Below are 26,516 nucleotides of genomic sequence, written 5' to 3' on the forward strand. Positions count from 1 at the left end.
TTCCGCTCTTTCTAAATGTATTTCTTGTTTCCTGCTAGAAACAATTTTGGGTGTGGAGGAATTAATCATGAACAAAAAAAGCGTCCGTGATGTAGAAGTAAAGGGTAAGCGCGTATTTGTACGCGTGGATTTCAACGTACCTGTAGAAGACGGTAAAATTACTGATGATACTCGTATTCGCGAAACACTTCCAACCATTAAATATTTGATCGGGAACGGTGCAAAGATCATTCTTGCGAGTCATATGGGTCGTCCTAAAGGCGAATTCGTAGATTCCATGCGTTTGACTACTGCTGCTGAACGTCTGTCCGAGCTCCTTGGCAAACCAGTAGCTAAAGCTGACGAAGCAATTGGCGAAGCTGTAAAAGCAAAAATCGCTGAGCTAGGCGAAGGCGACGTACTTGTACTTGAGAATGTTCGCTTCTACCCAGGTGAAGAGAAAAACGATCCTGAACTGGCTAAACAATTCGCTGAATTGGCTGATTTGTTTGTTAATGATGCGTTTGGTGCGGCTCACCGTGCACATGCATCGACAGAAGGTATCGCTCATTTCTTACCAGCTGTATCCGGTCTTTTGATGGAGAAAGAATTGTCCGTTCTTGGTAAAGCTCTTTCTAACCCAGAACGTCCTTTCACTGCGATCATCGGTGGTTCGAAAGTTAAAGACAAGATTGATGTTATTGATAACTTGTTGTCTTTGGCTGATAACGTCCTGATCGGCGGTGGATTGTCTTATACATTCACTAAAGCACAAGGCTTTGAAATCGGTAAATCACTAGTAGACAACGACAAACTTGACGTTGCTCTTGGATTCATCGAAAAAGCAAAAGCACTTGGTAAAAACTTCATGCTTCCTGTTGATGTTGTTGTTGCTGATAAATTTGGTGCTGACGCTAACACTAAGATCGTTGATTACAATGAAATCCCAGAAGGTTGGGAAGGACTTGATATCGGACCTAAGACTCGTGAACTTTATGCCGATATTATCAAGAACTCCAAGCTGGTTGTCTGGAATGGACCTATGGGCGTATTCGAAATCGATAAATTCGCTGAAGGTACACTTGCAGTAGCAAAAGCTTGTGCAACTACTGAAGGTTACACTGTTATTGGTGGCGGAGATTCCGCAGCAGCAGCAGAGAAATTCCACCTGGCTGATCAAATGGATCATATCTCCACTGGTGGCGGTGCATCCCTTGAGTTCATGGAAGGCAAGGCGCTTCCTGGCGTAGAAGCACTGAACGATAAGTAAGACCTAAGAAGGAGGCAACATAAGTCATGAGAACACCTATTATTGCAGGTAACTGGAAAATGTTCAAAACAGTTCCTGAAGCAGAAAGCTTTATTGCTGAAATTAAAGGCAAAGCAGAAGTAGAAGGCGTTGAGACTGTAATCTGCGCTCCATTTACTAACCTGCCTGCACTTGTAGCAGCTGCAAAAGGTACTGACATCAAGATTGGTGCACAAAACCTACACTTTGAAGATAACGGTGCTTACACAGGCGAGATCAGTGGTGTAATGCTAAGTGATCTTGGTGTGGACTATGTTATCATTGGCCACTCTGAGCGTCGTGCTTATTTTGGCGAAACGGATGAAATCGTGAATAAGAAAATGCATGCTGCATTCCGTCACGGAATTACTCCTATCGTATGTGTTGGCGAAAAGCTCGAAGAGCGTGAAGCTGATCAAACTAAAGCAGTATGTAAAGTACAAACTGAAGCTGCATTCCAAGGTCTTAGTGCCGAGCAAGCAGCAAAAGTTGTTATTGCATACGAACCTATCTGGGCTATTGGCACAGGTAAATCTTCCACTTCCCAAGATGCTAACGAAGTTATTGCTTACATCCGCAGTCTTGTAAAAGATCTGTATGATGCAGCAACAGCTGAAGCTGTTCGTATTCAATACGGCGGCAGCGTGAAGCCTGAGAATGTAACTGAGTACATGGGCCAAAGCGACATCGATGGTGCGCTTGTTGGCGGTGCCAGCTTACAACCGGATTCCTTCGTTCAATTGGTTGAGGGGGCGAAGTAAGATGTCAGCTCCAAAACCCGTAGCTTTGATCATCATGGATGGTTTTGGTTTGCGTGGAACGACAGAAGGTAATGCCGTTGCTCAAGCCAACAAACCTAACTATGACCGTTACCTGAAACAATATCCTAACACTACACTCACTGCTTGCGGTGAAGCTGTAGGCCTTCCGGAAGGGCAAATGGGCAACTCCGAAGTAGGGCATTTGAATATTGGTGCAGGCCGGATCGTTTATCAGGATTTGACTCGTATCGATAAATCGATTCGCGAAGGTGAGTTCTTCGATAACGAAACCCTGGTTAGCGCAGTTAGAAATGCTAAGAACAGTGGCAAAAAGCTTCACCTTTACGCGCTTGTATCCGACGGAGGGGTACATAGCCATATTAACCACTTGTTTGCTATGCTTGACCTTGCTAAAAAAGAAGATATGCATGAAGTGTATATCCATGCTTTTATGGACGGTCGTGACGTAGCTCCTGATAGTGGGAAGAAGTTTGTCCAAGATCTAGTAGCTAAAATCGAAGAGGTTGGCGTGGGTACAATTGCAACGGTGTCCGGACGTTATTACGCAATGGATCGTGATAAACGTTGGGAACGTGTAGAGAAAGCCTACCGTGCTATGGTTTATGGTGAAGGCCCTAAATACACGGATGCTGTGCAAGCCATCACTTCATCTTATGAAAACTCGGTATTTGATGAATTCGTTGAACCTAGTGTAATTGTAAACAGTGAAGGCAAACCTGTAACGGCAGTAGAGAGCGGCGATTCCGTCGTATTCCTCAACTTCCGTCCTGACCGTGCTATTCAATTGTCACAAGTGTTCACGAATCAAGATTTCCGCGGTTTCGATCGTGGTCCTTTGTTCCCGCAAAACCTGCACTTCGTATGCCTAACTACTTTCAGCGAAACGGTACAAGGTTATGTAGCCTATTCACCGAAGAACCTGGATAACACATTGGGTGAAGTGCTTGTTCAACAAAACAAGAAGCAACTGCGCATCGCGGAAACTGAGAAATATCCGCATGTAACCTTCTTCTTCAGCGGTGGACGTGACGAGGAGCTTCCTGGTGAAACTCGGATCTTAATCAACTCTCCTAAAGTGGCGACCTATGATCTTCAACCTGAGATGAGCGCATACGAAGTGGCTGCAGCCTGCGTAGCGGAAATCGAAGCGGAAAGACAGGATGCTATCATTCTTAACTTTGCCAATCCTGATATGGTTGGACACTCCGGCATGCTGGAACCAACAATCAAGGCTGTAGAAGTGACGGATGAGTGTGTAGGTAAAGTAGTGGATGCGGTTGTTGCCAAAGGTGGCGTTGCCATTATTATCGCTGACCATGGTAATGCAGATATGGTATTTGACGAGAACGGTCGCCCGTTCACAGCTCATACAACCAATCCTGTTCCGTTCATCGTGACTACTGAGAATGTTGTATTACGTGAATCCGGTATTCTTGCAGACGTAGCACCAACAATCCTAGATTTGATGGGACTTCCGCAACCTGCGGAAATGACCGGACAATCCATGATTGCTAGCCGTAAGTAAGGTAAGGTATAACGCCTTTGATTTTAAGCTATACAAGTAAGACCAAAACAATGTTAAAAGGAGATTAACTTACATGACTATTATTTCTGATGTATATGCTCGCGAAGTCCTTGACTCCCGTGGTAACCCTACTGTAGAGGTTGACGTTTATCTGGAATCCGGTGCTAAAGGCCGCGCTATCGTTCCTTCCGGCGCTTCCACTGGTGCTCACGAAGCTGTAGAACTTCGTGATGGCGACAAATCCCGTTACATGGGTAAAGGCGTTCTGAAAGCTGTTGAGAACGTAAATGAAATCATCGCTCCAGAAGTTATCGGTATGGACGCTCTTGACCAAGTGGGCATCGACAAATTGATGATTACTTTGGACGGAACTCCTAACAAAGGCAAATTGGGCGCTAACGCAATCCTAGCTGTATCCATGGCAGTAGCTCGTGCAGCTGCAGCAGCTTTGGATATTCCTTTGTACGTATACCTGGGCGGATTCAACGCTAAAACTCTTCCAGTACCAATGATGAACATCATCAATGGTGGTGAGCATGCGGACAACAACATCGACGTTCAAGAGTTCATGGTTCTTCCTGTAGGAGCTCCAAGCTTCAAAGAAGCTCTTCGCACAGGTGCTGAAATCTTCCACAACTTGAAATCCGTACTTCAATCCAAAGGCCTGAACACAGCTGTAGGTGACGAAGGTGGTTTCGCACCGAACCTTGGTTCGAATGAAGAAGCAATCACTACAATCATCGAAGCTATTGAAAAAGCTGGTTACAAACCAGGTGTTGACGTATTCTTGGGTATGGACGTTGCTTCCACTGAGTTCTACAAAGACGGTAAATACACCCTTGCTGGCGAAGGTAAATCTTACACTTCCGCTGAGTATGTTGACCTTCTTGCTTCATGGGTTGAAAAATATCCTATCATCACAATCGAAGACGGTATGTCCGAAGACGACTGGGATGGCTGGAAATTGCTTACTGAAAAATTGGGCGATAAAGTCCAATTGGTTGGTGACGACTTGTTCGTTACTAACACTGAGCGTCTTGCAACAGGTATCGAAAAAGGTATCGGTAACTCCATCTTGGTTAAGGTTAACCAAATTGGTACATTGACTGAAACTTTTGATGCTATCGAAATGGCTAAACGTGCTGGTTACACAGCAGTTATCTCCCACCGTTCCGGTGAATCCGAAGATAGCACAATCGCTGACATCGCTGTTGCGACTAATGCTGGTCAAATCAAAACAGGTGCTCCTTCCCGTACAGACCGTGTTGCTAAATACAACCAATTGCTTCGCATCGAAGATGAGTTGGGTGAATTGGCTCAATACAACGGCCTGAAATCCTTCTACAACCTTAAAAGATAATCTGCTTTTATAGCAGACTTCGAAGACCCGCCGTTATGGCGGGTCTTTTTTATGATTTGAAGAAGATAGACTTTAATAGGTTTATCCTTATCTTGCAAGAAAAGCTACGACTTAACAGTCTAAGCTGTTGTATTACCGACAGCGCTATGATAAAATAAGAATACTGTTTATGTATCGTGATAACCTAAATTACCATAGATAGTGATGCTTAGGCGTAGGAGGTGGAAGTGAATGGATATCTTTTTGAAAGTTGTGCTCCTGATTTTTTCCGTCGGTCTTATTGCGGTCGTTCTTCTGCAAAAGGGGAAAAGCGCGGGTCTTTCCGGTGCCATCTCTGGCGGTGCTGAGCATCTCTTTGGTAAAACAAAAGCTCGTGGTATGGAGCTCGTACTACAACGTGTAACTGTTGGACTTGCTGCTGGTTTCTTCATCATGGCGATTCTAGCTGCTATTCTAATCGACTAAAAGATCTACCGTAAGCCCCCGCTCTGTTCTAAATGGAATAGAGCGGAGGCTTTTTTGTTATATTAAAAGGAGTTAAAAAGCACCTAAGGGTGCTTTTCTTTTCATATTCGCAAAGAAAAAGGCTGGATCGATAGGAAGTAAATCTGAAATTGGCATGGATGTATTTCAGCAGTTAAAGGAAATTTTGTACTGTGTTAACCTTTGGATGACAGTAACAGGGATGCGCAGGATTGATTTCGTGTATACTAGGGTATGAAGTAGTAAAGGTAAAATTTACTTGGCATTACTGCAGGGCAGGACAAGATATACATATTTGCCAGCGGCTTGAAGCCGCGGAGGGCTGGGGTGACGAACATGATAACACAAGAAATATTACTCGATTTCATGCGGGAAACTGCATATAAACCAATGACTTATGAAGAGCTGGTGAGTCATTTTGCTCTAGAGGATAGTGAAGGGTTTAAAAAGTTCGAGGAGCTGCTGATTGAATTAGAGCAGGATGGAAGAATTGTATTGACCCGTACTGCACGTTATGGCGTGCCAGAACGGATGGATTTGCTGCGTGGACGTTTACAAGCACATGCGAAGGGTTTTGCTTTTTTAATCCCGGATGATCGTGATCATCCTGACGTATATATCCATGCAAATGATCTTAAGGGAGCTATGAATGGCGATATCGTTCTGATTCGTATTACCTCTAAAAGTCCGTCCGGCGGACGTATGGAAGGCGAAGTAGTACGTATTGTAAAACGTGGCGTGTTGCAGACGGTAGGTGTTTTTCAAAACCTGGAGACCTATGGCTTTGTGCTGCCTGATGATAAGCGGATTAATCGTGATATTTTCATTCCGAAGCAATCCTTTAAAGGTGCTGTAGATGGTCAAAAGGTCGTTGTGCGTATTGTGAGTTATCCGGAAGGCCGAGCAGCGGCAGAGGGTGAAATTATTGAAATTCTCGGACATAAGGATGATCCGGGTGTTGATATTCTTTCCATTATCCGCAAACATCAATTGCCTGAAGCATTTCCAGCTGAAGTGATGGATGAAGCCGATAGTGCTCCTGATTCAATTACAGAAGAGGAGATTGCGGAGCAAGGAAGACGCGACCTGCGAGGGCTGAACATTGTTACGATTGATGGCGAAGATGCTAAGGATTTGGATGATGCGGTAAACGTACAGCGCTTGGAGAATGGACATTACAAGCTGGGCGTCCATATAGCAGACGTAGGTTATTATGTGCGTGAAGGCTCTGAGCTGGATAAAGAAGCCTATGACCGCGGTTGTAGTGTGTATTTGGTAGACCGGGTTATTCCGATGTTGCCGCACCGTCTATCGAACGGGATTTGCAGCTTGAATCCACAGGTAGACCGGTTAACAATGTCCTGTGAAATGGAATTTAACGAGCAAATGAAGGTTGTGAAGCACGATGTCTTTACGAGCGTGATTCGCACCAAAGAGAGAATGACTTACTCCAATGTTCGTAAAATTCTCGAAGATGAAGATCCAGAGCTGCTGGAACGTTATAGTCCACTAATTGATGATTTCCGCCTCATGAAGGAATTGGCGATGAAGCTGCGCGATGCGCGGATGCGCCGGGGTGCGGTTGATTTTGATTTTGAAGAGAGCAAAATCATCGTCGACGAGAACGGGAAGGCTGTAGATATCGTGAAGCGTGAACGTTCTGTAGCGGAGCAGATTATCGAGGAGTTTATGCTGGCGGCAAATGAAACGGTTGCTGAGCATTTCCACTGGTTGAAGGTTCCGTTCCTTTACCGGATTCACGAAGATCCAGATCCAGAGAAGCTGCAGAATTTCATGGCTTTTGCGGCCAATTTCGGATATCACGTCAAGGGCCGTGGCAATTCGGTTCATCCACGTGCTTTGCAGGATCTGTTGGAGCAAATCCAAGGCACAAAGGAACAGACGGTCATCAGTACGATGATGCTGCGTTCCATGAAGCAGGCAAAGTATGATGCGGAGAGCACGGGCCATTTCGGACTGGCTGCGGAATACTATTCTCACTTTACTTCTCCAATTCGCCGGTACCCCGATCTGGTCATTCACCGCGTAATGCGTGAAGTGATTGAGAATGGAGGGGCACTGACCCAGAAACGGCATGATTATTTGTCTAGCCGGATGCCTGACATTGCTCAGCAGTCCTCGGAACGCGAGCGTGTGGCGGTAGAAGCTGAACGCGATACGGAGCAACTGAAGAAAGCAGAATACATGCAGGATAAAGTAGGCGAGGAATTCGAGGCTATGGTCAGCAGTGTGACCAGCTTCGGAATGTTCATCGAACTGGATAATACCGTCGAAGGTCTTATTCGTCTCAGTGCAATGAGCGACGATTATTATCACTTCGACGAAGGTCATATGGCGCTTATTGGCGAGCGCACATCGCGTGTGTTCCGCATTGGTGACGAGGTGAAGATCCGAGTTGCCAAAGTAAATATGGATGACCACACGATCGATTTCGAGTTGGTCGACATGAAGCCACGCGCGCCAGGTGAGCACCGCGGCGGTGGCTTTGCAGGCGGCCGCGGAGGCAAGGGCGGCCGTTCGGGCGGCGGCTTCATTAAGCCGGCCGGGGGCAAAGCTGCCGCGGGCAAGGGACGCGGCGGTAAAGGCAAGCCCGGCGGCGCTGCTGCAGGCGCGGGCAAGGGCAAGCCGGGCGCAGCTGTGCGCGCCGGTGAAGGGCCGCGCGAAGCGGCCGGTGTTGGCGCAGCGGGCGGACGCGGTAAGCGGAAGCGCGGGCGCGAGGCCGGCGAGGATGCGAGCCGGGTAGTTGCTGCGCCGGGCGCAGAGCGCGGAGGCGAAGCCGGCGGCAACGCAGGCGCGCCGCGTGAGCGCAGCGGCGGGCGAGGCCGCGGCGGAGACACCGGCGGTGCCGGTGGTGCCGGTGGTGGACGCGGCATCAGCTTCGGCTTTGGATCAGGCAAAGGCGGATACGGCGCTCCTGCGTCCGACGCCTCCGGCGGCGAAGCGCGGGGCGTGGACGGCAGCACGAAGTTCCGCAGCCGCGAGGATCGCGGGGGGAACTTTGGCGGTGGAGAAGGCCGTAACGGCGCTCCTACAGGCAAAGGCCGCCGCAAAAAGAAAACCAAAGGCGGCGTGTTCATCGGCCAGTCCGTGACACCAGGCAACGTAGAGACGTTTGAGCAAGTTACTTCTAAACGAAGTGACAATAATGGCGGCGCTCCAGAAGGAGCACCACGTAAGCGTAAAAAGAAATAAATGACGGTTATGCGTTGCGTAACTCTATAATGTTACTAAGCACCGTCCCTCCTGGGGGCGGTGCTTTTTAACTCATAACAGGCTTGGTTAATTGCATTATGTGCAGTTAAATTTGGGTTATGTAGTAAAAGTGGCAGTTAGTTGCATTTTGTACATCTAAATCTGATGAGTTACCTCTAATTGGTCTGATTTCGCTTTTTTAGCTGCAGAAAGTGCAACTAATTAGTTTTTTGGCGGTGATAAGGCTTAAATAGTTGCACGAAATACATTTATATAGAAAAACGTAGGTGATAGCAAAGTGGATAGGTAGAGGATAGGTACAGTATACGATAGGCACAGTATACGATAGGCACAGTATAGGTAAAAGCGGCACTATTTGAATAGGCGTCGAATAGATGTATATCCAAGTAGGGGGAAGCGGATAATTGAGAACAATAGGTAATAAGTAAATAGGGTAGATGGATATAGATATGTAAGAGATTAGTGGATAACTATCTGTTAATTAAGGCGCACAAGCAAAAGGCTAACCTCGCTATTTTCTAAAAAATCCAGATCAACTCAGCTTAATGTTTTTTTGTAACAAATGCTAGATATTGGGTAATGTTACTGACAACTATATGACAAATTAGGTGAGGTATATTTGGTTGAAGGTTCCTTGCGCTCACTTGATTCCATTTGTTACAATATAGATCAGACGTTCGATGGCTGTGTCGTTTAAGATTAGACAGACATGGTTACTTTAACTTATGAATATGATTCAAGGAGTGATTCTCATGGGTAAAAAAGCAGACGGGAAAGTACTCGCCCAGAACAAGAAAGCTTCCCATGATTATTTTATCGAGGATACTTATGAAGCTGGCTTGGTGCTGACGGGTACAGAGATCAAGTCGCTGCGTAATGGCCGCGCTAATATTGGAGATGCTTTTGCTACGATCCGCAATGGTGAGATTCAGATTCACAACATGCATATCAGCCCTTTTGAACAAGGTAACCGTGCCAATCCTACTGATCCGACACGCACACGTAAATTGTTAATGCATAAGGAGCAAATTCATAAACTGCTGGGCTTGTCCAAGCGAGATGGGTTTACGATTGTGCCACTCAAGATTTATGTGCGGAATGGCTATGCGAAGCTGCTGATTGGTCTTGGTAAAGGTAAAAAAGAGTATGACAAACGTGACTCGGCTGCCAAGCGAGATGCTCAACGTGATATCCAGCGTGTACTGCGTGATAAGCAAAAGATCGCCAGATAATCTGGGAGAACTAGACGATTCAAAGGAGTTCCAGTTTCAACCTTCAATTCCTTTAACCCACGTGTTAAAGTGTTGATAAATGTGCTATACTGAGTAAGTAAGTAAGTAAGTTAGTTATTGCTTCGTTACAGTTTTCTTGAATAAGAAGCTGTAGATTGGATCTCTCTTGCTTGGAAGATCCGCTTGATCCGAAGCGCCCTTTTTAATGAGGGGCCGTTCTTGGATTCGACGGGGATAGTTCGAGCATGAGTAGCGAGTAGTGGGGACGCGTCCGCTTCATCAACGCTAAAGCCTATTAAACGGCAAACAACAAAACAACTACGCTTTCGCAGCCTAAGAAACTGTGCGCGTGCTTCTACTCTGCATCGCCCATGTGACAGGGATAGGGGCTAACAAATAGTGGGATACGCTGTCTCATCTCCGCCTGCGGTGAGCTGAAGAAGACAATCAGGCTGACCCAACGTATAGCCGGTTACGGGGCGATACTCGGGTGACATCAAAACTGTGACTACACTCGTAGAAGCTTATGTGCCGTTATCTTCGGACAGGGGTTCGACTCCCCTCGGCTCCATCCTAAAACCCGCTCCCAGAGCGGGGTTTTTACGTATGTAGACTAAAATTGTAGCCAAATTGTAGCCAACACTCGTTTAACTGCATGATTTTTGAGGGTAGCTGTAGTCCATTTGGCTACAGTTCTATCTATTAACAAAATATCTTGCAGCATGCTATCCTAACCTTAGGTAGAGGAATCCCCTACGGCAAAGAGAATTAGGAGATGATAGCATGGCAGGAAGCATCACCAAGGTCGGAACCAAATTTCGGGTTACATTTGATTTTGGTACAGATAGTAAAGGCAAACGAATCAGGAAATATACGTCTGCTTCCTCTGAAGCCGAGGCTAAGAAGTTACTGAATGAATTTGAATATAATCAGCAACGTAATTTATTGGTCCAAACGACAAAAATGACTTTTTCCGAATTTCTTGAGCATTGGATAGAGAAATACGTAAAGTATAACTGCGAAGAGACAACCATCTATGGTTACAGAAATATTATCTTTAAGCATATTATCCCCTTTTTGGGTAACTTCGAGTTACAAAAGCTGCAACCTGCACACATCCAACAATATTATAAATATCTAATGGATGATAAACTACTTTCTCCAAATACTGTACATAAACATCATGCCTGTATTCGGAAAGCGTTGGATTACGGCCTGAAGCAGCAATTTGTGCATCGTAACGTATCGGACGCGGTAACTCTTCCTAAGAAAGAACGGTTCGTAGGACAGTCTTATACCCGTGAGCAATTAAATATTCTGCTAGACAGAGTGAAAAACACAAAGCTTGAATTACCCGTATATCTGGCCGGTTATTTGGGACTTAGACGTGAAGAGATTGTAGGTCTTCAATGGAAGTACATTAACTTCAAGGATAGGAGCATTCAGATAGCAGAGGTTCGTACTAGCGCAGGCAGTAAAGAGATCGTAAAAGCCCCTAAGACGGAACAGAGCAAGCGTGTGCTTTATATGACGGATGAACTGTTTGAGGTCCTCACCAAGGCCAGAGAGCGTCAAGAAGAGTACAAATGGATGTTGGGTGATGAGTACATAGATAGTGGCTATGTTTATATCCAGGACAATGGAAAGCCGTATCGTGTGAATACGCTGACCGAGCAATTTGGCTTATTTCTAGAGCGTAATGTATTACCTAAAATCAGACTTCATGATTTGCGTCATACTTTTGCAAGTATTCTCTATGAAGCGGGTGTTGACTTAAAGGCAATCTCAGAAGCATTAGGGCATTCTGATTTGGCTACAACAAACAAGATCTATACTCACCGGTTTGATAAAACGCATAAGAAAACAATCAATGCGATGAGTACAGCACTTGGGAGAGATAAGGATTAACTCTGGGATTAGTTTTATATAGATCGACGATATTGTATCAACTGCTAATTTGAGTTGACGTATATAGGATTTGAAGGTAATATGTTGTCATTCAAGCTCGTAATGAGCGACTATCGTAAGTTACAAATTAAGGTTCGTAATGAACCTACGAAAGCTCGAATCTTCGGATTCGGGCTTTTGTTATTTTACAAAACATTTTCCAGTTCCATTGGTAGAAAAAGAGTGGAAAGAAATTAAAGTCATAGAATGCCGCTGTGTTGTTCAACTAACGTCCCCGTTAGCGGAATAACTTGAAAAAGCCCAATGAGTAAAGTTCCCGCATTCAAGAACCATCACTGGCGGTAAGGGGCATCAGACCCGGACAGACTTAGCCAGTGTGGGTGTACTCGGCTGACCCAGCTTCTTCGAACACTGAAATGCCTCCACGAATTCACTCCAATCTTTGGCCGGACCGAGGACCGAATGGCCCGATGCGTGAAATGGTGTTATGTGATGTTATCGCCTTCTTTGATTTACTAACAATATGATTTTTCATCCTTTATCAGGAACAATTTTTAATAATATAGATTTATAATCTTCTACCACTCCATATAAAGAATTAATATTATCGACAAAAAGAGAATGGACAGCTCTAAGTCTTTGATCAACATTATTGTTATCTATTAAAATTGCATTTTTTATCTCATTCCCTATACTTTCGTAGGGTTTATGCACTCCATCATTTCTGATTTTTCTTATATATTTTTCTATTAATCTAATAGTTATGTGGTCACTCTCATTAAACTTATAAATATTACCGTCAATGAATTTGATCATTTTATAAAATTCTGACTTGTTGGAAAATTTTTGGTTTAATTTTTTATATCTCTTGTATTCAAGTTCTTTATTCATTTCTTTAATAATTAATTGCGTGCTAGATTCAATAAAAGAATATGTATTTGAATAATCTTCCATTAATGTTCTGTTTAATAGTTCTCCAAATGAAGAGAAATATCCCTCAAACTCTTTTAACTCTGTTTCAGTCTCAGGTTTGAAATAAGTATTTAGCACTGTTCTGCTCTTAATGTCAATTTCAAATTCATCTGGCATCACATCTAATATTGAGTCTAATTCGGTGCTAATACTATTCCATTTATGCTTAATGTAACTAACGAGTAGTTTATAGTTCTCTTCAATTTTATTCATATTTACCTCTTTATATTTATAGGATTTATTCTTTGCAGTAATATCACATAACGTCTTATATACGAACTTTTTTATAACTCAATATAAGAGTATTCGCGAAATCATTAAGCTGTCCTTTAGCTTAATGAAGCATCGTTAGTCTAATACTTTATTTTTCAGTCTAGATCTTTATTTTTTTTCTGACAATAATAAGACTATTGGTAATCGGCGTACCCGAAAAAGTAACCCGTACCACAGAAAGCTGACGAACCGGTCGGCTGAGTCGCCATTTTTGACATTATGCACTCGATCATGGTGATTCAGTGGACGGGCTGGTTCGCCCGCCTGCAGTGGAAAGGAGCCCGGCGGCTTTCTGCGGAAAACAGCAGAAAGCTGGTTAGTTGCCAGCAGAGTCCGCCGGTGGGTCGTAGAATTTATCGTAGTTGGTGATATGCTCGGCCATCCATGTATGGTTTAAAATCTGTGTGCTGATACCCGCCTCAAATGAACTGCATTTTTCGGCCGGGATAATTAAACCAATGTCTCCCGTGTTTACATAAGGAACTGCCTCCGGATTATCTAACTCTTCCATTATGATATTCGCCAGCTGCTGGTAGTTTGGATTACACATAGGCTGGCCTTTAAAATAGAAGATCCCCGTTTTATATACGGTTCGGTCAAGAAAGTCATCTTCAACCCATTGGTTCATAAAGTACACTGTATCTCCTACCGCACAAGGGATTGGGTCAACCCCCCCCATTAACCCGAGCGGATCAAACAATACATCAACCTCTGAATCAGAATAATCCTTGATTTCATTAACGACTATGACTCTGTTAGTAAGATGATTTTGGAGCACCATTTGTCCATCTATGCGTTGAAACGAATAATGATATCTTCGGGGAGGTCCATAAGTGGAAAAACTACCTCCATGAGTCTCGATCCCCGTCATATTAAAACCACCTGCAGCAAGTCGGGAGGTTGCGAAGACGGGTGATATGCCCAACTTACGGTAAGCGGATGCTCCGCATCGAGTGATGTAATCAGTAACTTCTCCTTTCAATTTTGATTCTATTTCAGGTACATTGTCTGGCTGTTCCGCTTTATGCTGATTCAGGACGGCGCCCAACCTATCCTCAATCATAGGAATATTTTTGCCACTTCCCATGACAATACATCCATCTTCAAGAGGGGTTATGCGAAGACCTCTTGAAGCTTCTCCTTCTAAACTGAAGACGATATTGGTTCCCGTTTCCTCGTCAAGCATGAAACCAATTCCTCCATACTTTAGTCTGGGTTTATCACGAGCGGTAGGGATTGATTCTGTATAACGTGTCAGGGCCAGCTGCAGTGGCCCCTCTTCTGCTACGTTATCCATTGTAACCTCTCGCATAACCGATTGGATTATTGGCACAGCGCCTTTCCATAATTCCAAATTGCCCGCAGTGAAAATACCAAGTCTGTTATCGAAAGTAATAAACTTGGATAAGACATCTACCTGGTTCTTTCCATCATAAGAAACCCGGAAATCAGATACAAATACAGCGTTATTCTCCCATCGATACATCGCTAAAATCGTCATGTTAATTCCCCCTTGAATATATCTATCTATACCTGTAAGCGATTTTCACTTTATCTGTCAAGGAAAAAACATTGGGCTACGAGGGCGGCCGTTGTTCGGCGCCCACCTTTGAAGGGAATCTCTGCAGCGCCCGTTTCATCCGGAACCAGGGCAGAAGGAAAAAGTAGGCTTAGCTAGTCAGCCGACGCGCTCATACACTCCTTACGCGCCCAATCAGGATCTCCTTAATTAAAAATTAGAGATAAAAGATCGACATGCAGATCTCGCACTGATACTGTGAGACTCTCACTGGCAGGGTTATAGGTATTTGTTTATCAGCTGCCGGACGTTTGTTTTTTCTACGCCGCACTGATGGTTGTTCTTCAATGCTGGCTACCATAAAGGTATGAGGGCTTGGAAACACTCTTTTATGACCGCAGTTTTGGGCACTTTTTCTCCTGCAGCAGGCTCTTCTCGGTTTCCGTTAAGGTCAATAGTAATTCCAGGACCGCCTTATTATCACACTGTGATACGTTTTCCTTCGTAATGACGGGAATATGAGTCGAATGAACGGTGTACAGATGCTCAATGCCCTCAATCACTTCCCTCGGTTTGATCATCCGTATGTATTTATTCTTCTGCCACTGGGACACGTACACTATAGGTGTTAATCCTGAGTTTCCCTCCGGATCCGTAAACGAGATATTATTATACTTTAAGTCCAATTTACAGACCGTTCCACAATTCAAAACAAGAGATAGCTTATAGGTCAGTTCGGTATGGAAGGGGAAAGCGAGCATGTCTCTGCGTACCTTATCCTCCACTTTGTGCTGTTCCTCCAGAACAGCTGTAGCCTTCTTATTAAAATCCTCTATCTCTTCCAGGAGTCTTTTCCGCAACATGAAGCTGGGAAGTCCATATTCAATTCGTTGATCGATTAGTGCGCACAACAGCTTAAAGCTGGGTTGAGAAAACTGCTTTCCGATCATGGTACTGTACACGTTTTTTGTTAACATCATCATAGACTCCTAAAAGTTATTGGATTTAAAGCCAATCTGGTTCCGTTTGCTGGTCTAGCACGAGCGGCAATGAGCGGAATCTTTAAGGTTTTGCCGGTTAGGGCGCAGTCCGCCCGGATGAGCAATGAAGTGAAACGTATGAGGTTTTCAAAGATCAGTACATCCGTATACCGTAGCTGTCATAGCCTTGTTTGCCATACCGGTTCTTGCCGTGCAAGGTTCGGTGTGGCTGGCTGTGGATGACAGCTACGGTAGGCTCTCAGATGTATCTTTGAAAACGGAAGAAGTGGAACGGTCTTGCTGGATGGACGTTGGCGACTGCACCGGCTGGGTTTTGCGAACTACCACTGGCAGTCTGCCCCCTTTGCTTTCTCCCGAAATCTTGAGGTGGGCTGATGAGCGCTGCTTCATTAATGATGAAAAAAACCACCAAGTAGGAGGGGCTCCCTTCCAACTGGGTGCTTCTTTTTGAACGGAAGTAATTCATTTCTAGATTTTTGGTCAAAAAAAGGCGAAAATATTAGAACAAATATATATAGGTACTTTTACCGGAAAAGAAGAGAGGTGACTTGAAATGGACTTTTATGTGAGTGGTTACACCGTAGATACGGGAAGGGAAATCTTGGAGTATGTCGAGGCTGCTGATAAACGCCAGGCTTACAGGATGGTTTCAGATAAACATGGTCAGCTAAAAAGGGGGTACGCTATCTGTATTGTGTCGCATCTGGATGGAACAGAGGAGTTTCCAGAAGTGAAGCACTCGCTTTCTTCTCCAATCTTAGCTGATGAGGAAGTCTTCAGGATTGCTGCGGCCGTTTGCAGTAACGATGCAACAAGGGATGAGTATCAATTATTTACTGCGTACTTCACACCAATGGTTAAAAATGCAATTAGGCTTCGATGGAACGATATTGATGACATTTCTACAGAGGAAATTGAAGTCGAGTTGATTGAAGCCATTGCTACCCGTTTTATGCCCCGTGTCGATGGCAGGGGAACCTTCAGAGACTTTATAAAAATTAATGTGCATAGTGAGCTGACAAAAAGGTGGCTCAGAAAGAAATATGTAAATGGGAAAAAGGGTAAGCCGCGCAAAGAGCTGTTTCAAATCTACCTCGAAAAACAGGCTATTACTCTGGAAGAACGGGACCCGGTTCTTCTTCGAGCTAAAGTTATCGAGACTGTGAAGCAATTGAGGGTGGATAATCGGAAATTGAGCCGTAAAGAGAAGAAAGACTTTTATGGATACATGATTCTTCCTATAGGCATGCATAAGGAATACTTAAAGAGTCTACCTCAAATCGAAGCCTTCGAGCGTTGTTACGGGGAGGGCGCAATTACCGAAGCCGAATGCGCGGAAATGCTTGGAACGAAGCAGCAGACAGTTCACAGAAATAAACGGCGAGCAGAGGATAACATCCTGGAGTATATCGAAAAATTTTTTTTGGATTCGGGGTAAACGTCTGTTTTTTAAGGACAACCCGGGTGAACTATATAATATATCACGGTGTCCCGTGAAGGATAAGTATCCATTAATACTCATAACGCTCATCTGCTAATTGGGCTCTGGTCCATTTCAGAATTGAATCGCAGGATCCTTCTTTATCAATAACTACATATTTAGGATATCTATAGCCCTCCTGGAATAGGCATAGTTCTATTTCATCGGAGGACTTTTTTTGTTTAATAACGCAATCTGATTGATCCAGAATAGCCCTGTACGAAGCCGATTTTTGGCTATCGTATGGGGCTTTTTTTGTTTTCCGTGATCAGATAACAAAATACTCCTCCTTATCATAACTTTATAGTTTAGGCCTCGGGCCCAAGTGACAGTCTTTCATGGCTGCTACTTGGGCCTTTTTTTGTTTTCCACAAATATTCAGCAAAGCGCAGGAATGTTCTCCTGCGCTTTTTTTATTTCACCTCAAAGGAGACGAGCATTATGAGAGAGCAATCAAACAATCATGGTTTTGGCCTGCACTTAACTGCCTCCACAGAACGGGCATTAAGCATAGCAGAAGATGGGCTGTGTACGGCAGCAGTTAAGGACAACAGGGAAGTAACCCTAACCAAAGTAGGCAGATGGATGTCTAAACAGGAGTACGACTCTATGCTAAGAACAGAAAAAGTGATAGAAAGTCATACCGGCACAACACATGTTGCTCTTCCTGCAGATGTTAATGCATTTCGAAAACAAGCAAAGCCAGGTTCTATGTATATTGAGTTTTATGTTCCTGAAGCTGCTTTAAAACAGACAAATGTTGGTTGGGCAAAAATTGTTGGCCCCCGTTCACTGGAAGGCAGGTTTGCGGCTAAAAAAGGTGGACGCCTACTAGAAATGCCTCCAGCCACGAACATAAGGATAGTAGGTATGAAGTAGGAGTTCGGTGAAAATAAAGTATTAGTCTGGAGTCATTGATTTAACGCGGTTTTGAATTGAAAGATCTTCAGCTTTTGAAAAATAAGTTTTAGACTGATCCACTAATAAAAACAGCGGCTAACCAAGACTTGATAAATAAGTCTTAGACTGCCGCTGTTGTCGTTCAACTAACGTTTCCCGTTAGAGCTTAACGCGTCTTCTGATCTGCCAGATCGCTTGCGTTACAACGCGAGAGAATAATTACTATTGTATGAATTGGTATCATCATTGAAATAGCATTGTAACAAATAGTTATTGTACAATAATGGAAATGGTATGTGGGAGGGCGTCTAGTGGGTAGTAATGAAAAAGTTTCGCAGGAAAAGTTTGATAAGATGTTCGAACAAATGAATGCCTCTTGGGGTTACGAAGACCAGGCTCTAAATCAACTAGAGAAGGAATTGGTTTTTAAACGTATTAATAATGAAATTTCAGATGAAGAGGCACTTAATTTAATTCTTAGTGGCAACTCAGACAACAAGAAAATGCAAAATATTATAGAAGCATTCGAAGCAAAGAAAGAAACGTTTTACGAAAAAATGTTAGCTGAGGAAGACGAATTGCTCAAAAAGAACAGAGGGCGCGAGGAATAAAATGGCAGACACTGATATTGTGATGCGTTCGGTTTATATACTTGAACTAGAGGATCAATTTATTTATGTTGGTGAATCTACAACTGACGATTTGGATAAACGCATTCGAAAACATGGCACTAAAAAAGGTGCTGAATGGACGAAGATACACAAACCAAAAGCAGTAATTGAGGTCATTTCAGCTGGTTGCTGTGATAGATTTGCGGCTAAAAAACTTGAGGATCAAATGACACTTAAGTACATGGCTATGCATGGCTGGAGCAAAGTTCGCGGAGGTAAATATTCGATTACAGATGATCTGCTTCTTTATTCCAAGCTATGTGAATTAAAAAAACAACGACATGTAGACTTTGTAGTGGAAAAACCAGATACTGTACCGCCGTTGCATCAACCGAGAATCTATTCTGGGGTGAATAGGAGAAGCGGGGAAAAACCGAAAAATTTCATTCGATTTTCGGAACAAATTCGTGCCAAAATTAAGATGTCCATAGGAGGATGGTTTGAGGCAAATACGCAACATTTCAACAAGGCGTTATTACTTCAAATTAACAACAGTGATATGAGTATATCTTGGTTGACGACAAAGGGATATGCATTGGGCGTTAATGATGAGGATCTTAAAGATATTTCTGCACAAATTGAATATTTGAAGATAGGGAAAGTGAGTAGAGTAATATAATGCACTCACGGATTTTCAGGGTGTGCTAACGGAAAACGATATTTGAGAATTAACCGCCCCGCCCAATTGTCGGAGCGGTTTTTCTTTTGCATTAAAAATCAACAACCGAGGATAACAAAGTCAACAAAAAAAGCGTGTAGTTGCTTCATTCACCCATTATCAACTTCCTCCTACAGCGTCACGAGAAGCAGTTGAGAATAATCCAGATCTAATTGCTTTTTGCTCCATTTTTGAGGCATTCTATTAAGCGGTCAAACTATCCTGCACGTTAGTTGAATGCCCTCAACAGTCTAATACTTTATTTTCTTCTGACAAGAGTCCTTCGAGAAATGGACAAATGGATTCAAGAGGGTTCAGGGTGGGCCTTTGAAAACAATGGAAGAAACCCGAGAACCAAAGTTCATAGGCTTCTATCCTTAGGTACGCCCGAGGATAAAGCCTATGAATGAGGGGATATCCGAAAAGGGTATTGGTGAATAGTAGGGAGTCCAATTCCTTTGAATAACACTGGGAATCCAATGGACTTAAGAATTTATTGGACAGATACAAATCCACACGCAATATTTCATGAACCGCTGTATACCGAATGGTATATACGGTGTGAGAGGCCGAGGTTCGTCACTCAACTCAAGAGACAAACGTTTTGGATTCAATCCATTTATATAGCGCTTCTCTGGGTATTCGAATCTGTTTACCTACCAATATGTGGCAAATACCTCCTTGCTTAATCAGTTGATACATTACGTTACGACCCACCCTTAAAATACTTCTCGCTTCATCTATAGTCAAGAGAGTTGGTTCCATTTTGAGTCCTCCATTTTTTAAAAGATGTAAAGAAAGGAATTAACATAAGAAGCGGGTATTACTCACAAAATGTTATCCAAGTAACAACCTTTCTTTCCAATATATACGTCTACAACAGACAATCGATTATGACCAAGATCCTGAGATACAATTTGTCTAGCAGCATCGTAACTGAATCCGTTTAGAAGTAGTTGTTTCATTTTGTTCTGAGCATATGAATAACGTAGACCATGCCAAGTTATCTCATTAGTAAAGGTTTTTGCTGATTTTTTGATGATTCTTGTTCGTATCCCTTCCTCGCTAATTATTTTACCTCGAATGCAACGTAAAAAATGTTCATGCTCGTTTACTGCCAAGTGCGTTTTTTGATCAGGTTTGATGAAAAGGTGTCCTCCTCGTGGCACCTCGGGTAGACGCCGTAAGAACATTTGCTCTGCCTCAGGGCTTAAAGGGACTTTACGCCATCTTCCATTTTTAGCCTCGTGTTTGACTTGATACTCCCTAGTGCGAAGTGCATATTCTGCTTGCGCCCTGGTCGAGGCAACTGCCTCAGTAATACGTAATCCCATGCTAATGCAAAGAACAGACACATCAATGGGATTATAAGCACCGATATTTTTACAATTTTGAATGAATGTCTCATATTCATTGATTGCCCACGCACGATTACCCGGATTTAGAGGCTCATTACCCAACAGTAGATCATACTGTTCTTCGATTTCAACATTTGTTAATATCTGGTAGCGCGGATTAGAAACATGATCCATCAGAAAACGAATAGCCGAAAGATCATCGCAGATTGTTGTTCCAGCAATATCATTTTTTTGTCGGGTCACAATATAGGCTGCTAGATGATCAGTGTTAATGTTTCGAATGTTACTGACTTTATAAGTATTATGACAGAATCGTGCAAAATTAAGACACTTGCCCATATATTGAGCCCGGGTTTTGTAACTACCCGTACGTATATGCCTAAAGAGCTTTTTGGTTTGTGCTTCCAACGGTGAGGGACCTGAAGTCATATTCAATTTACGGATCCCACCTTATCCATGAGATAGCCCAATAAAGTTTCAACGGTTGCAATTAGTTTCATGTGATTTTGTTTACTTATCGGATAACGCTTTTCTTCGTAGCAAAAGGTGGTGTTATGATAGACTTTGACAATGTCTTTAATAATATTTTCGACTGGAACTTCAGAAAGATTTTTCATAACTAATGGGAAATGCTCGCCGGAAGAAGCTCTAATAACTTCATCAAACGTTGTGAGTTCCAAATCCTCCTCTGAAATCTCATCAATAGGTTGTAATAGGTCATTCTTAAATTGTTCAATCAAGGTGTGAATTTCTTGGCTTCCCATATTCCTAATATCCAATCTAGTAATAACATTGTAAAAGGCATGTTGCTGCTCCTCATTAAGCTTAGATGCAATCTTGTTTCCAATGCTAATTCCAATTTTGTCTTGAGAAACTAAGTCTTGAATAGAAGGAATAAGCTGAAGAAGTCTCAATAGCCTAGTTATCTTCTTTTGACTACATTTAAGAAGATCTGCTACATATTTTGCATCTTTTGGGTCACCGTGTCCCAATTTCCTACCTCTTTTGATATCGAAAATTTCATAAAGCCTTTTAGCGATTTTAGCTAGCTTAATGAGATCCTGTTCATTATCCCTTCTAGATCTGTTTAGCGTAAGTAGCAGGAATTCTTCAGAGTTACAATTGGAATCGGAATCGATTATATAAACCTGCACCTCATAGATACCTAGTTTCTGAGCTATCAACCATCTTGTAGTGCCATCAATAATTTGATTATGCTGATTGATAATTAGAGGATATAGGATTCCTTCTTCACGGACACTCAACTCAAGAGATTGCATAGCGAGAGGTGTGCATTCTGAAATCACGTTATCATGACTCGGGTGCACGGTTAAATCACAAATCATTCTTGTTTCAATCATGTACTAGACCTCCTCTAAGAATTTAAAATAGTCAGACTTATTCCAATGGCATTGCTGATATCTTTCAGCAATCTTTAACTAGTAGCTATATAATCAGCGGCCGGAGAGCTTGCTTGGAGCGGGTTCAACGAAAACCAAGTTCAAGTACATCTCTTATTAAAGCTCGCTGTTATTTTTTTGAATTGAGTAGTATCAGAGACATAAGTGAGCCGTTATGGGCTCGCCTCCCGGCAACATAAAAAGTATTGTGGTTGCCTGCTAGCCCTTGAGTCAGAATGGCGGACGGGCGTATCCATACCATTCGGGATCACTTGTTTCAACCAACTCCGGTCGCAAGCGTCCGGGGTGATCCTTGGTCTGATGATTAGAACGTCCGATAAAATCGGAAATTGATATTTTGCCGTCTAGGTAACATATATATAAAAAGGCCAAAGAATCATTTAGAGATCCCTCAGCCTTGGATATTTAGACTGTAATTGGCATTCCTACCTCGGAAGGTTTGAACGCAAAAAAGCCCTAATGGGAATTGAAATCATCCATTAGGGCTTAAAGCCAATTATAAATAGTTAGTAGCATCAGAGCTCATTAAAAACATATTAACACGTTTAAAGGTTATTAGAATTAGTTTCCCTTAAGACTCATGTCAAGGGATGAAGTATGAATTAGATAGTTTATGAATCATATACTAAGAGCATAAGGTGATATTGTCAAGAACCTTTCTCGTACTTTGAACTTGGAAGAGTATTGCGGCATTAACTGCGGCTATTAGCCGCAGTTAATGCCGCAATACTAAAGTGCTTGATTTGTTTGGTTATTACGAAATAATATGGGTTACTTAACGAGTAAATTAGGGGGCAAAAAGTCTGTTAGAGAAACTTTGCCGGCAGTGAATGAGGCTATTAGCCGCAGTTATTGAGTAGAATCCACTCAATAACTGCGGCAATATATATTTTACTTCCCGTTAGAATGATCAATGGTATCAAACACCTGTCGTGCAACCTTCTGAATGAGCTTAATCTCATGTAGTTCTCTCGATAATAGTAGCGCCTTTATTAACTCTACGTTCGTTCTCTTCTCGTGAAGTTCCTCACTTTCAATTTCACTAAAGTTAAACAACTCCCACGGCTCTACTTCTAGAGCGGTTAGTAATTTAGAAATTGTTTTTAATGACGAGTTTCTCTTTCCGGTTTCTATACCCGTCACATATGAGGATTTAATACCAGCCCTCTCGGCAAGTTCCTCTTGGGTTAGTCCCCTGGATCGACGTATGCTCTTTATGCGCTCCCCAATAAGACGGATAAAACTATATACATCATCATCATATTTAGATGAATCGATCATATTATCACCTCAACCCAAACATTAGAGATAAGGAATGATAGTATGAACACCCTTAAAAGTTTATATATTGACAAAACATACATATAAGGGATACTTTCTATCTATGACTTTTAAAAATTCTAATTATTAGTATATGGAGGGCTTATTGAGTTTGATGAATACATCTAGCGAGACCAAAGCTATTAGGAAGCTTAAGTTATCGGTGTGGTTCGGATGGGCAGTGATTCTTATTTGGCTTGTCACTTGGATCATTAATAAAGACAATGCTTGGGGTTGGACCTGGGTGGTTGTTATTCTTTCTCTCAGGTATAGCATTTTTAAACCGGCCATACTAATCGGTAGTGCTACTGCAGGTTGGTTGTTATTCTCTTTCTGGGACTATTTCTCAAACCGCAGCCGCAATGCTGATTCCGGACCTGTCGTATTCTTTATGATTCTTGTATTTGGGTTGGTCCTTATGTTAATCAAGGGTGCTGTTTTGTCCTCCTACTTTCTCATCAAGGAGACTGCTGCTTTACGCAAGGCTTTGTCCTATCCTCAAAAACCCGCTCTATATACCGGCAAGGAAGTGCACAGAAGTATTGCAGAAACGGCTAGTGCAGAGGAGTATTTGGAACCTGAACTGATACAGAAGGATTTTATCTTGGGACCTGATCATGGAGATAAGTATTTCCGGCATATTGGCCCAGTTAAGATTGCAGAAAACTTCTATGGTACAGAGAAGGCAGATTTTGTGTGGAATTGGTCCTTGAAATCCTCAGATCGCAGTCGGTCTAATAACCGTGTACTGTTTATTGGGGGTCAAAAGAAGGATCGGTTGAAGACAATTGATGCTTTATGCCGGGAGCAGTTTATTCATGATCCCGTTTCAGTGTATCGCATTCACTTCGACCATGAGATGGACTCAGGAAAAGAATACTGGCTCGGCGGAGCACTAAGAGACATTGAACTTATCCCGGATCGGGAGTTTGATCTGGACGGCGAAATGCGTGAATTCGGTGAGGCCACCCTGCAAGGACGCTCATTCTTCGCTAGGACCTATATGGAGATGCTTAGCAGGGTACATGGTCATTCGGTAGATACGTTGTTTCCAAACGGCGCATCCTTCGACCGGAATTCAGCAAGCCCGCTTAAGGGTTACGCAGATCAGTTCGAATTAAGTCCGCACCGGGATTGTCTAAATGAATATATGTTAAGCTTCGGCGAAAAACCGTGGCTAAGAACCAACGAGGGATTCGTTCGTAAAATCCCAACCGGGTTAACTCTTCAGGAGAAGGCTCTACTGCTTTTTGAAACGATTTGGGAGATGTACAACATTCCTGCTTTGTTCTCGGCGCTGGAGTCGGCACATCATTTTATTTTTCATATCGATATCCCTAACGAACTCATAATAGATGGCAATTATGGCGGATGGTTCGAAAGAGCACTACAGCATCTTCTATGGAGGGCGGATTGGAAGAACTTCGATTTCACTGTTGTACTCACAATTGATGAGCCTAACCCGCTCTGCATGCTGCCGATCCATCATCATGTACTCTTCGATACTAAAGATGTTGAAAATTACAGTCGTCAGACTAACACGTCAATTCCAGCCGAGCAGCAGCAGGTTCTTCATCATGTGAACTCTGGAACATGCTTATGGATTGACTATGTGGAAGCAAAATTTTATGCGCTGAATATGCATACCGATCAATCTGTGCGTTTTATAGCACCTCAGGGAGGAAGTCTTTCATGAAAACGTTCCGGTTCCTTCCCCTATTAGCACTCATTTGGGTGCTGCTAGCAACTGTCGCCTATGGTGCTCCTTCGTTTAGAGATGTGTCGGACAAGCATTGGGCACATGAAGAGATCGCTTGGGGTGTTGCACAAGGCATCATTAGCGGTTATCCAGACGGGAGCTTTCGGCCGAATGACACGATCACTTTTAAGGAGTTTGTATCAATACTGATCAAGGCTTACGAGGATCCAAGTAGTTTCATTGCAGATAAAGATCAGCCATGGGACTCTAAAACAAGAGCATATGCATTGCATAGATGGGGCTACTACTCTTCACAGGAGCGTCCGATGACCAGAGGTGGGGTTGCCTCGCTAACTATTGCTGCGCAAGGTTTTAACTGTTCCGAGGATCAGTCGATACAATTTTTACTTAATGAGGGGATGTCCAGGGGTAAGACATCACCAACCATTGAAGGTTATGGCAAAGACGACTTACTCACTCGTGCGGAGGCCATTACGTTTATCAAGAAAATGAAGAAGCAACTCGAATCTTTAAGTGACAAACCGCCCTATCCAAGTCCAAATTGCCCTGTGCCGGGCAGTAGTGCTCGGAGTGACCTTGAGCCTGGTCCCTTTACTCAGATTCAAACGTTGACTAATACAAGTGTGATATCCTTGACCGCACAATTTAATAGCGATTCTAATTTTGAAATTATCGTCAATCAAAATGGTGTGAGGCTCTATTATCAAAGTGTTGATACTATAAATGGCCGACTGAATACGAAGATCTATCTTCACAATGGACCAGGTAAATATGTAGTTAGTATTAAACCCAAAGGGTCGGGTAGTACTGACGTCGATTTTGGAAACCGGGAGCAATTATTGGCCCATGGTTATGCGGGCTTCACCGTGATGAATTCAGATCAACGATCCCCCGACTTAATCGCATCAGCTTACGTGAATAGTGATGATCCAGAAATAATTGGGCTGGTGAGGAGTATAGCGGGAGGGAAGGCGAATGACTACGATAAAACCAAAGCCATTCATGATTGGGTTACCCAAAATATCGCGTATGATACGGTTGCATACTTTTCAGGTGATATCCAGCTTAAAACTGCAATGGAAGCCTTGTTAAATAAAAAGGCGCTTTGTAATGGTTACGCACATTTGACGGCAGCTTTAAATCGAGCCATAGGAATTCCCACCCGAATTTATACAGGCACCGTAAAGGGGATTAGGGAAACGAATGCTATCGACACCTCGGTCGTGGATTCTCTGCACACCTGGATAGAAACGTATGTTGACGGAAAATGGATTATTCAAGATACGACTTGGGATGCCGGATATCTATCGTCCATCACGAACAAGTTTGTGTTCCAACATTCAAACCGTTATTTCGATCCTAGCCCTGAGATGTTTGCCTTGGAGCATCAGAAAATCAGGGGAGAATTGTATTAAAGTAAAGGGAGGCTATA

21 protein-coding genes and 1 other RNA gene are annotated in these 26,516 nt (G+C 43.1%); 15 read left to right on the forward strand and 7 right to left on the reverse strand.

What is annotated here, in order from left to right; genetic code table 11:
* Positions 1-67: 67 nt before the first annotated feature.
* The 9 genes from MHI51_RS00925 to xerC all read left to right on the forward strand — a co-directional run bounded on the left by MHI51_RS00925 (position 68) and on the right by xerC (position 11,791).
* Positions 68-1,249 (forward strand): phosphoglycerate kinase, encoded by a 1,182-nt coding sequence (locus MHI51_RS00925; protein ID WP_076277723.1) that lies wholly within the window; start codon positions 68-70, stop codon positions 1,247-1,249.
* A gap of 26 nt (positions 1,250-1,275) precedes the next feature.
* On the forward strand, positions 1,276-2,028 hold the full coding sequence (tpiA, locus tag MHI51_RS00930; protein WP_076126864.1) for a triose-phosphate isomerase: 753 nt from the start codon (positions 1,276-1,278) through the stop codon (positions 2,026-2,028).
* Position 2,029: 1 nt separating this feature from the next.
* Positions 2,030-3,574, forward strand: coding sequence for a 2,3-bisphosphoglycerate-independent phosphoglycerate mutase (gpmI, locus tag MHI51_RS00935; protein WP_076277724.1), 1,545 nt, complete (start codon positions 2,030-2,032; stop codon positions 3,572-3,574).
* Between the two features lie 73 nt (positions 3,575-3,647).
* Positions 3,648-4,934: a phosphopyruvate hydratase gene (gene eno, locus MHI51_RS00940; RefSeq protein ID WP_036687130.1), complete on the forward strand. Its 1,287-nt coding sequence runs from the start codon at positions 3,648-3,650 to the stop codon at positions 4,932-4,934.
* Positions 4,935-5,165: 231 nt separating this feature from the next.
* Complete coding sequence (gene secG, locus MHI51_RS00945; protein ID WP_076126868.1) at positions 5,166-5,399, forward strand: preprotein translocase subunit SecG; 234 nt, start codon at positions 5,166-5,168, stop codon at positions 5,397-5,399.
* Positions 5,400-5,753: 354 nt separating this feature from the next.
* Positions 5,754-8,630: a ribonuclease R gene (rnr, locus tag MHI51_RS00950; protein WP_076277743.1), complete on the forward strand. Its 2,877-nt coding sequence runs from the start codon at positions 5,754-5,756 to the stop codon at positions 8,628-8,630.
* A gap of 773 nt (positions 8,631-9,403) precedes the next feature.
* Positions 9,404-9,883, forward strand: coding sequence for an SsrA-binding protein SmpB (smpB, locus tag MHI51_RS00955; RefSeq protein WP_036687155.1), 480 nt, complete (start codon positions 9,404-9,406; stop codon positions 9,881-9,883).
* 209 nt (positions 9,884-10,092) lie between these two features.
* Positions 10,093-10,457: a transfer-messenger RNA gene (gene ssrA, locus MHI51_RS00960) on the forward strand.
* 209 nt (positions 10,458-10,666) lie between these two features.
* Positions 10,667-11,791 (forward strand): tyrosine recombinase XerC, encoded by a 1,125-nt coding sequence (gene xerC, locus MHI51_RS00965; protein ID WP_076218510.1) that lies wholly within the window; start codon positions 10,667-10,669, stop codon positions 11,789-11,791.
* A gap of 531 nt (positions 11,792-12,322) precedes the next feature.
* Here xerC and MHI51_RS00970 read toward each other — a convergent pair.
* The 3 genes from MHI51_RS00970 to MHI51_RS00980 form a co-directional block, all read right to left on the reverse strand.
* Entirely contained in the window at positions 12,323-12,976 is a 654-nt protein-coding gene (locus tag MHI51_RS00970) for a hypothetical protein (RefSeq protein ID WP_076218509.1), read from the reverse strand.
* A gap of 376 nt (positions 12,977-13,352) precedes the next feature.
* The gene (locus MHI51_RS00975) at positions 13,353-14,537 is read right to left on the reverse strand and encodes a hypothetical protein (protein ID WP_076218508.1); all 1,185 of its coding nucleotides are present in this window, start codon (positions 14,535-14,537) and stop codon (positions 13,353-13,355) included.
* Between the two features lie 407 nt (positions 14,538-14,944).
* Complete coding sequence (locus MHI51_RS00980; RefSeq protein WP_144024617.1) at positions 14,945-15,538, reverse strand: hypothetical protein; 594 nt, start codon at positions 15,536-15,538, stop codon at positions 14,945-14,947.
* Positions 15,539-16,109: 571 nt separating this feature from the next.
* Between MHI51_RS00980 and MHI51_RS00985 the strand changes: the two genes are divergently transcribed.
* The 4 genes from MHI51_RS00985 (at position 16,110) to MHI51_RS01000 (ending at position 19,226) form a co-directional block, all read left to right on the forward strand.
* Complete coding sequence (locus MHI51_RS00985; RefSeq protein WP_076218506.1) at positions 16,110-16,994, forward strand: hypothetical protein; 885 nt, start codon at positions 16,110-16,112, stop codon at positions 16,992-16,994.
* Positions 16,995-17,477: 483 nt separating this feature from the next.
* Positions 17,478-17,915: a hypothetical protein gene (locus MHI51_RS00990; protein ID WP_076218505.1), complete on the forward strand. Its 438-nt coding sequence runs from the start codon at positions 17,478-17,480 to the stop codon at positions 17,913-17,915.
* A gap of 332 nt (positions 17,916-18,247) precedes the next feature.
* On the forward strand, positions 18,248-18,547 hold the full coding sequence (locus MHI51_RS00995; protein ID WP_076218504.1) for a hypothetical protein: 300 nt from the start codon (positions 18,248-18,250) through the stop codon (positions 18,545-18,547).
* Position 18,548: 1 nt separating this feature from the next.
* Entirely contained in the window at positions 18,549-19,226 is a 678-nt protein-coding gene (locus MHI51_RS01000; RefSeq protein WP_076147798.1) for a GIY-YIG nuclease family protein, read from the forward strand.
* Positions 19,227-19,853: 627 nt separating this feature from the next.
* On the opposite strand, the gene MHI51_RS01005 is transcribed toward MHI51_RS01000, so the two are convergent.
* The 4 genes from MHI51_RS01005 to MHI51_RS01020 all read right to left on the reverse strand — a co-directional run bounded on the left by MHI51_RS01005 (position 19,854) and on the right by MHI51_RS01020 (position 23,325).
* Positions 19,854-20,030 carry a helix-turn-helix domain-containing protein gene (locus tag MHI51_RS01005; protein WP_081398185.1) on the reverse strand — a complete coding sequence of 59 codons (177 nt, stop codon included), beginning with the start codon at positions 20,028-20,030 and terminating at the stop codon, positions 19,854-19,856.
* A gap of 62 nt (positions 20,031-20,092) precedes the next feature.
* Positions 20,093-21,052, reverse strand: coding sequence for a site-specific integrase (locus MHI51_RS01010; protein WP_256721841.1), 960 nt, complete (start codon positions 21,050-21,052; stop codon positions 20,093-20,095).
* A 2-nt stretch (positions 21,053-21,054) separates the two neighbouring features.
* On the reverse strand, positions 21,055-21,984 hold the full coding sequence (locus tag MHI51_RS01015; protein WP_076218502.1) for a ParB/RepB/Spo0J family partition protein: 930 nt from the start codon (positions 21,982-21,984) through the stop codon (positions 21,055-21,057).
* Between the two features lie 951 nt (positions 21,985-22,935).
* On the reverse strand, positions 22,936-23,325 hold the full coding sequence (locus MHI51_RS01020; RefSeq protein ID WP_076218501.1) for a helix-turn-helix domain-containing protein: 390 nt from the start codon (positions 23,323-23,325) through the stop codon (positions 22,936-22,938).
* A gap of 151 nt (positions 23,326-23,476) precedes the next feature.
* Between MHI51_RS01020 and MHI51_RS01025 the strand changes: the two genes are divergently transcribed.
* Positions 23,477-25,060, forward strand: a complete 1,584-nt coding sequence (locus MHI51_RS01025) for a hypothetical protein (RefSeq protein ID WP_076218500.1) — start codon at positions 23,477-23,479, stop codon at positions 25,058-25,060.
* Positions 25,057-26,499, forward strand: a complete 1,443-nt coding sequence (locus tag MHI51_RS01030) for a transglutaminase domain-containing protein (RefSeq protein ID WP_076218499.1) — start codon at positions 25,057-25,059, stop codon at positions 26,497-26,499. Before MHI51_RS01025 ends, MHI51_RS01030 begins: the two co-directional genes overlap by 4 nt.
* Positions 26,500-26,516 lie beyond the last annotated feature (17 nt).

The sequence above is a fragment of the Paenibacillus sp. FSL H8-0260 genome (genome assembly GCF_045040625.1).
GTDB classification, from domain to species: domain Bacteria; phylum Bacillota; class Bacilli; order Paenibacillales; family Paenibacillaceae; genus Paenibacillus_AQ; species Paenibacillus_AQ odorifer.

Excerpts from the sequence above, each read along its gene's own strand:
- rnr (WP_076277743.1), top strand. The coding sequence starts at position 5,754 with ATGATAACACAAGAAATATTACTCGATTTCATGCGGGAAACTGCATAT.
- MHI51_RS01000 (WP_076147798.1), top strand. The coding sequence starts at position 18,549 with ATGGCAGACACTGATATTGTGATGCGTTCGGTTTATATACTTGAACTA.
- eno (WP_036687130.1), top strand. The coding sequence starts at position 3,648 with ATGACTATTATTTCTGATGTATATGCTCGCGAAGTCCTTGACTCCCGT.
- MHI51_RS01005 (WP_081398185.1), bottom strand. The coding sequence starts at position 20,030 with ATGGAACCAACTCTCTTGACTATAGATGAAGCGAGAAGTATTTTAAGG.
- MHI51_RS00985 (WP_076218506.1), top strand. The coding sequence starts at position 16,110 with ATGGACTTTTATGTGAGTGGTTACACCGTAGATACGGGAAGGGAAATC.
- tpiA (WP_076126864.1), top strand. The coding sequence starts at position 1,276 with ATGAGAACACCTATTATTGCAGGTAACTGGAAAATGTTCAAAACAGTT.
- xerC (WP_076218510.1), top strand. The coding sequence starts at position 10,667 with ATGGCAGGAAGCATCACCAAGGTCGGAACCAAATTTCGGGTTACATTT.
- MHI51_RS01030 (WP_076218499.1), top strand. The coding sequence starts at position 25,057 with ATGAAAACGTTCCGGTTCCTTCCCCTATTAGCACTCATTTGGGTGCTG.
- MHI51_RS01015 (WP_076218502.1), bottom strand. The coding sequence starts at position 21,984 with ATGATTGAAACAAGAATGATTTGTGATTTAACCGTGCACCCGAGTCAT.
- gpmI (WP_076277724.1), top strand. The coding sequence starts at position 2,030 with ATGTCAGCTCCAAAACCCGTAGCTTTGATCATCATGGATGGTTTTGGT.
- smpB (WP_036687155.1), top strand. The coding sequence starts at position 9,404 with ATGGGTAAAAAAGCAGACGGGAAAGTACTCGCCCAGAACAAGAAAGCT.
- MHI51_RS00980 (WP_144024617.1), bottom strand. The coding sequence starts at position 15,538 with ATGATGATGTTAACAAAAAACGTGTACAGTACCATGATCGGAAAGCAG.
- MHI51_RS01020 (WP_076218501.1), bottom strand. The coding sequence starts at position 23,325 with ATGATCGATTCATCTAAATATGATGATGATGTATATAGTTTTATCCGT.
- MHI51_RS00975 (WP_076218508.1), bottom strand. The coding sequence starts at position 14,537 with ATGACGATTTTAGCGATGTATCGATGGGAGAATAACGCTGTATTTGTA.
- MHI51_RS00970 (WP_076218509.1), bottom strand. The coding sequence starts at position 12,976 with ATGAATAAAATTGAAGAGAACTATAAACTACTCGTTAGTTACATTAAG.
- MHI51_RS01010 (WP_256721841.1), bottom strand. The coding sequence starts at position 21,052 with ATGACTTCAGGTCCCTCACCGTTGGAAGCACAAACCAAAAAGCTCTTT.
- MHI51_RS00925 (WP_076277723.1), top strand. The coding sequence starts at position 68 with ATGAACAAAAAAAGCGTCCGTGATGTAGAAGTAAAGGGTAAGCGCGTA.
- MHI51_RS00990 (WP_076218505.1), top strand. The coding sequence starts at position 17,478 with ATGAGAGAGCAATCAAACAATCATGGTTTTGGCCTGCACTTAACTGCC.
- secG (WP_076126868.1), top strand. The coding sequence starts at position 5,166 with ATGGATATCTTTTTGAAAGTTGTGCTCCTGATTTTTTCCGTCGGTCTT.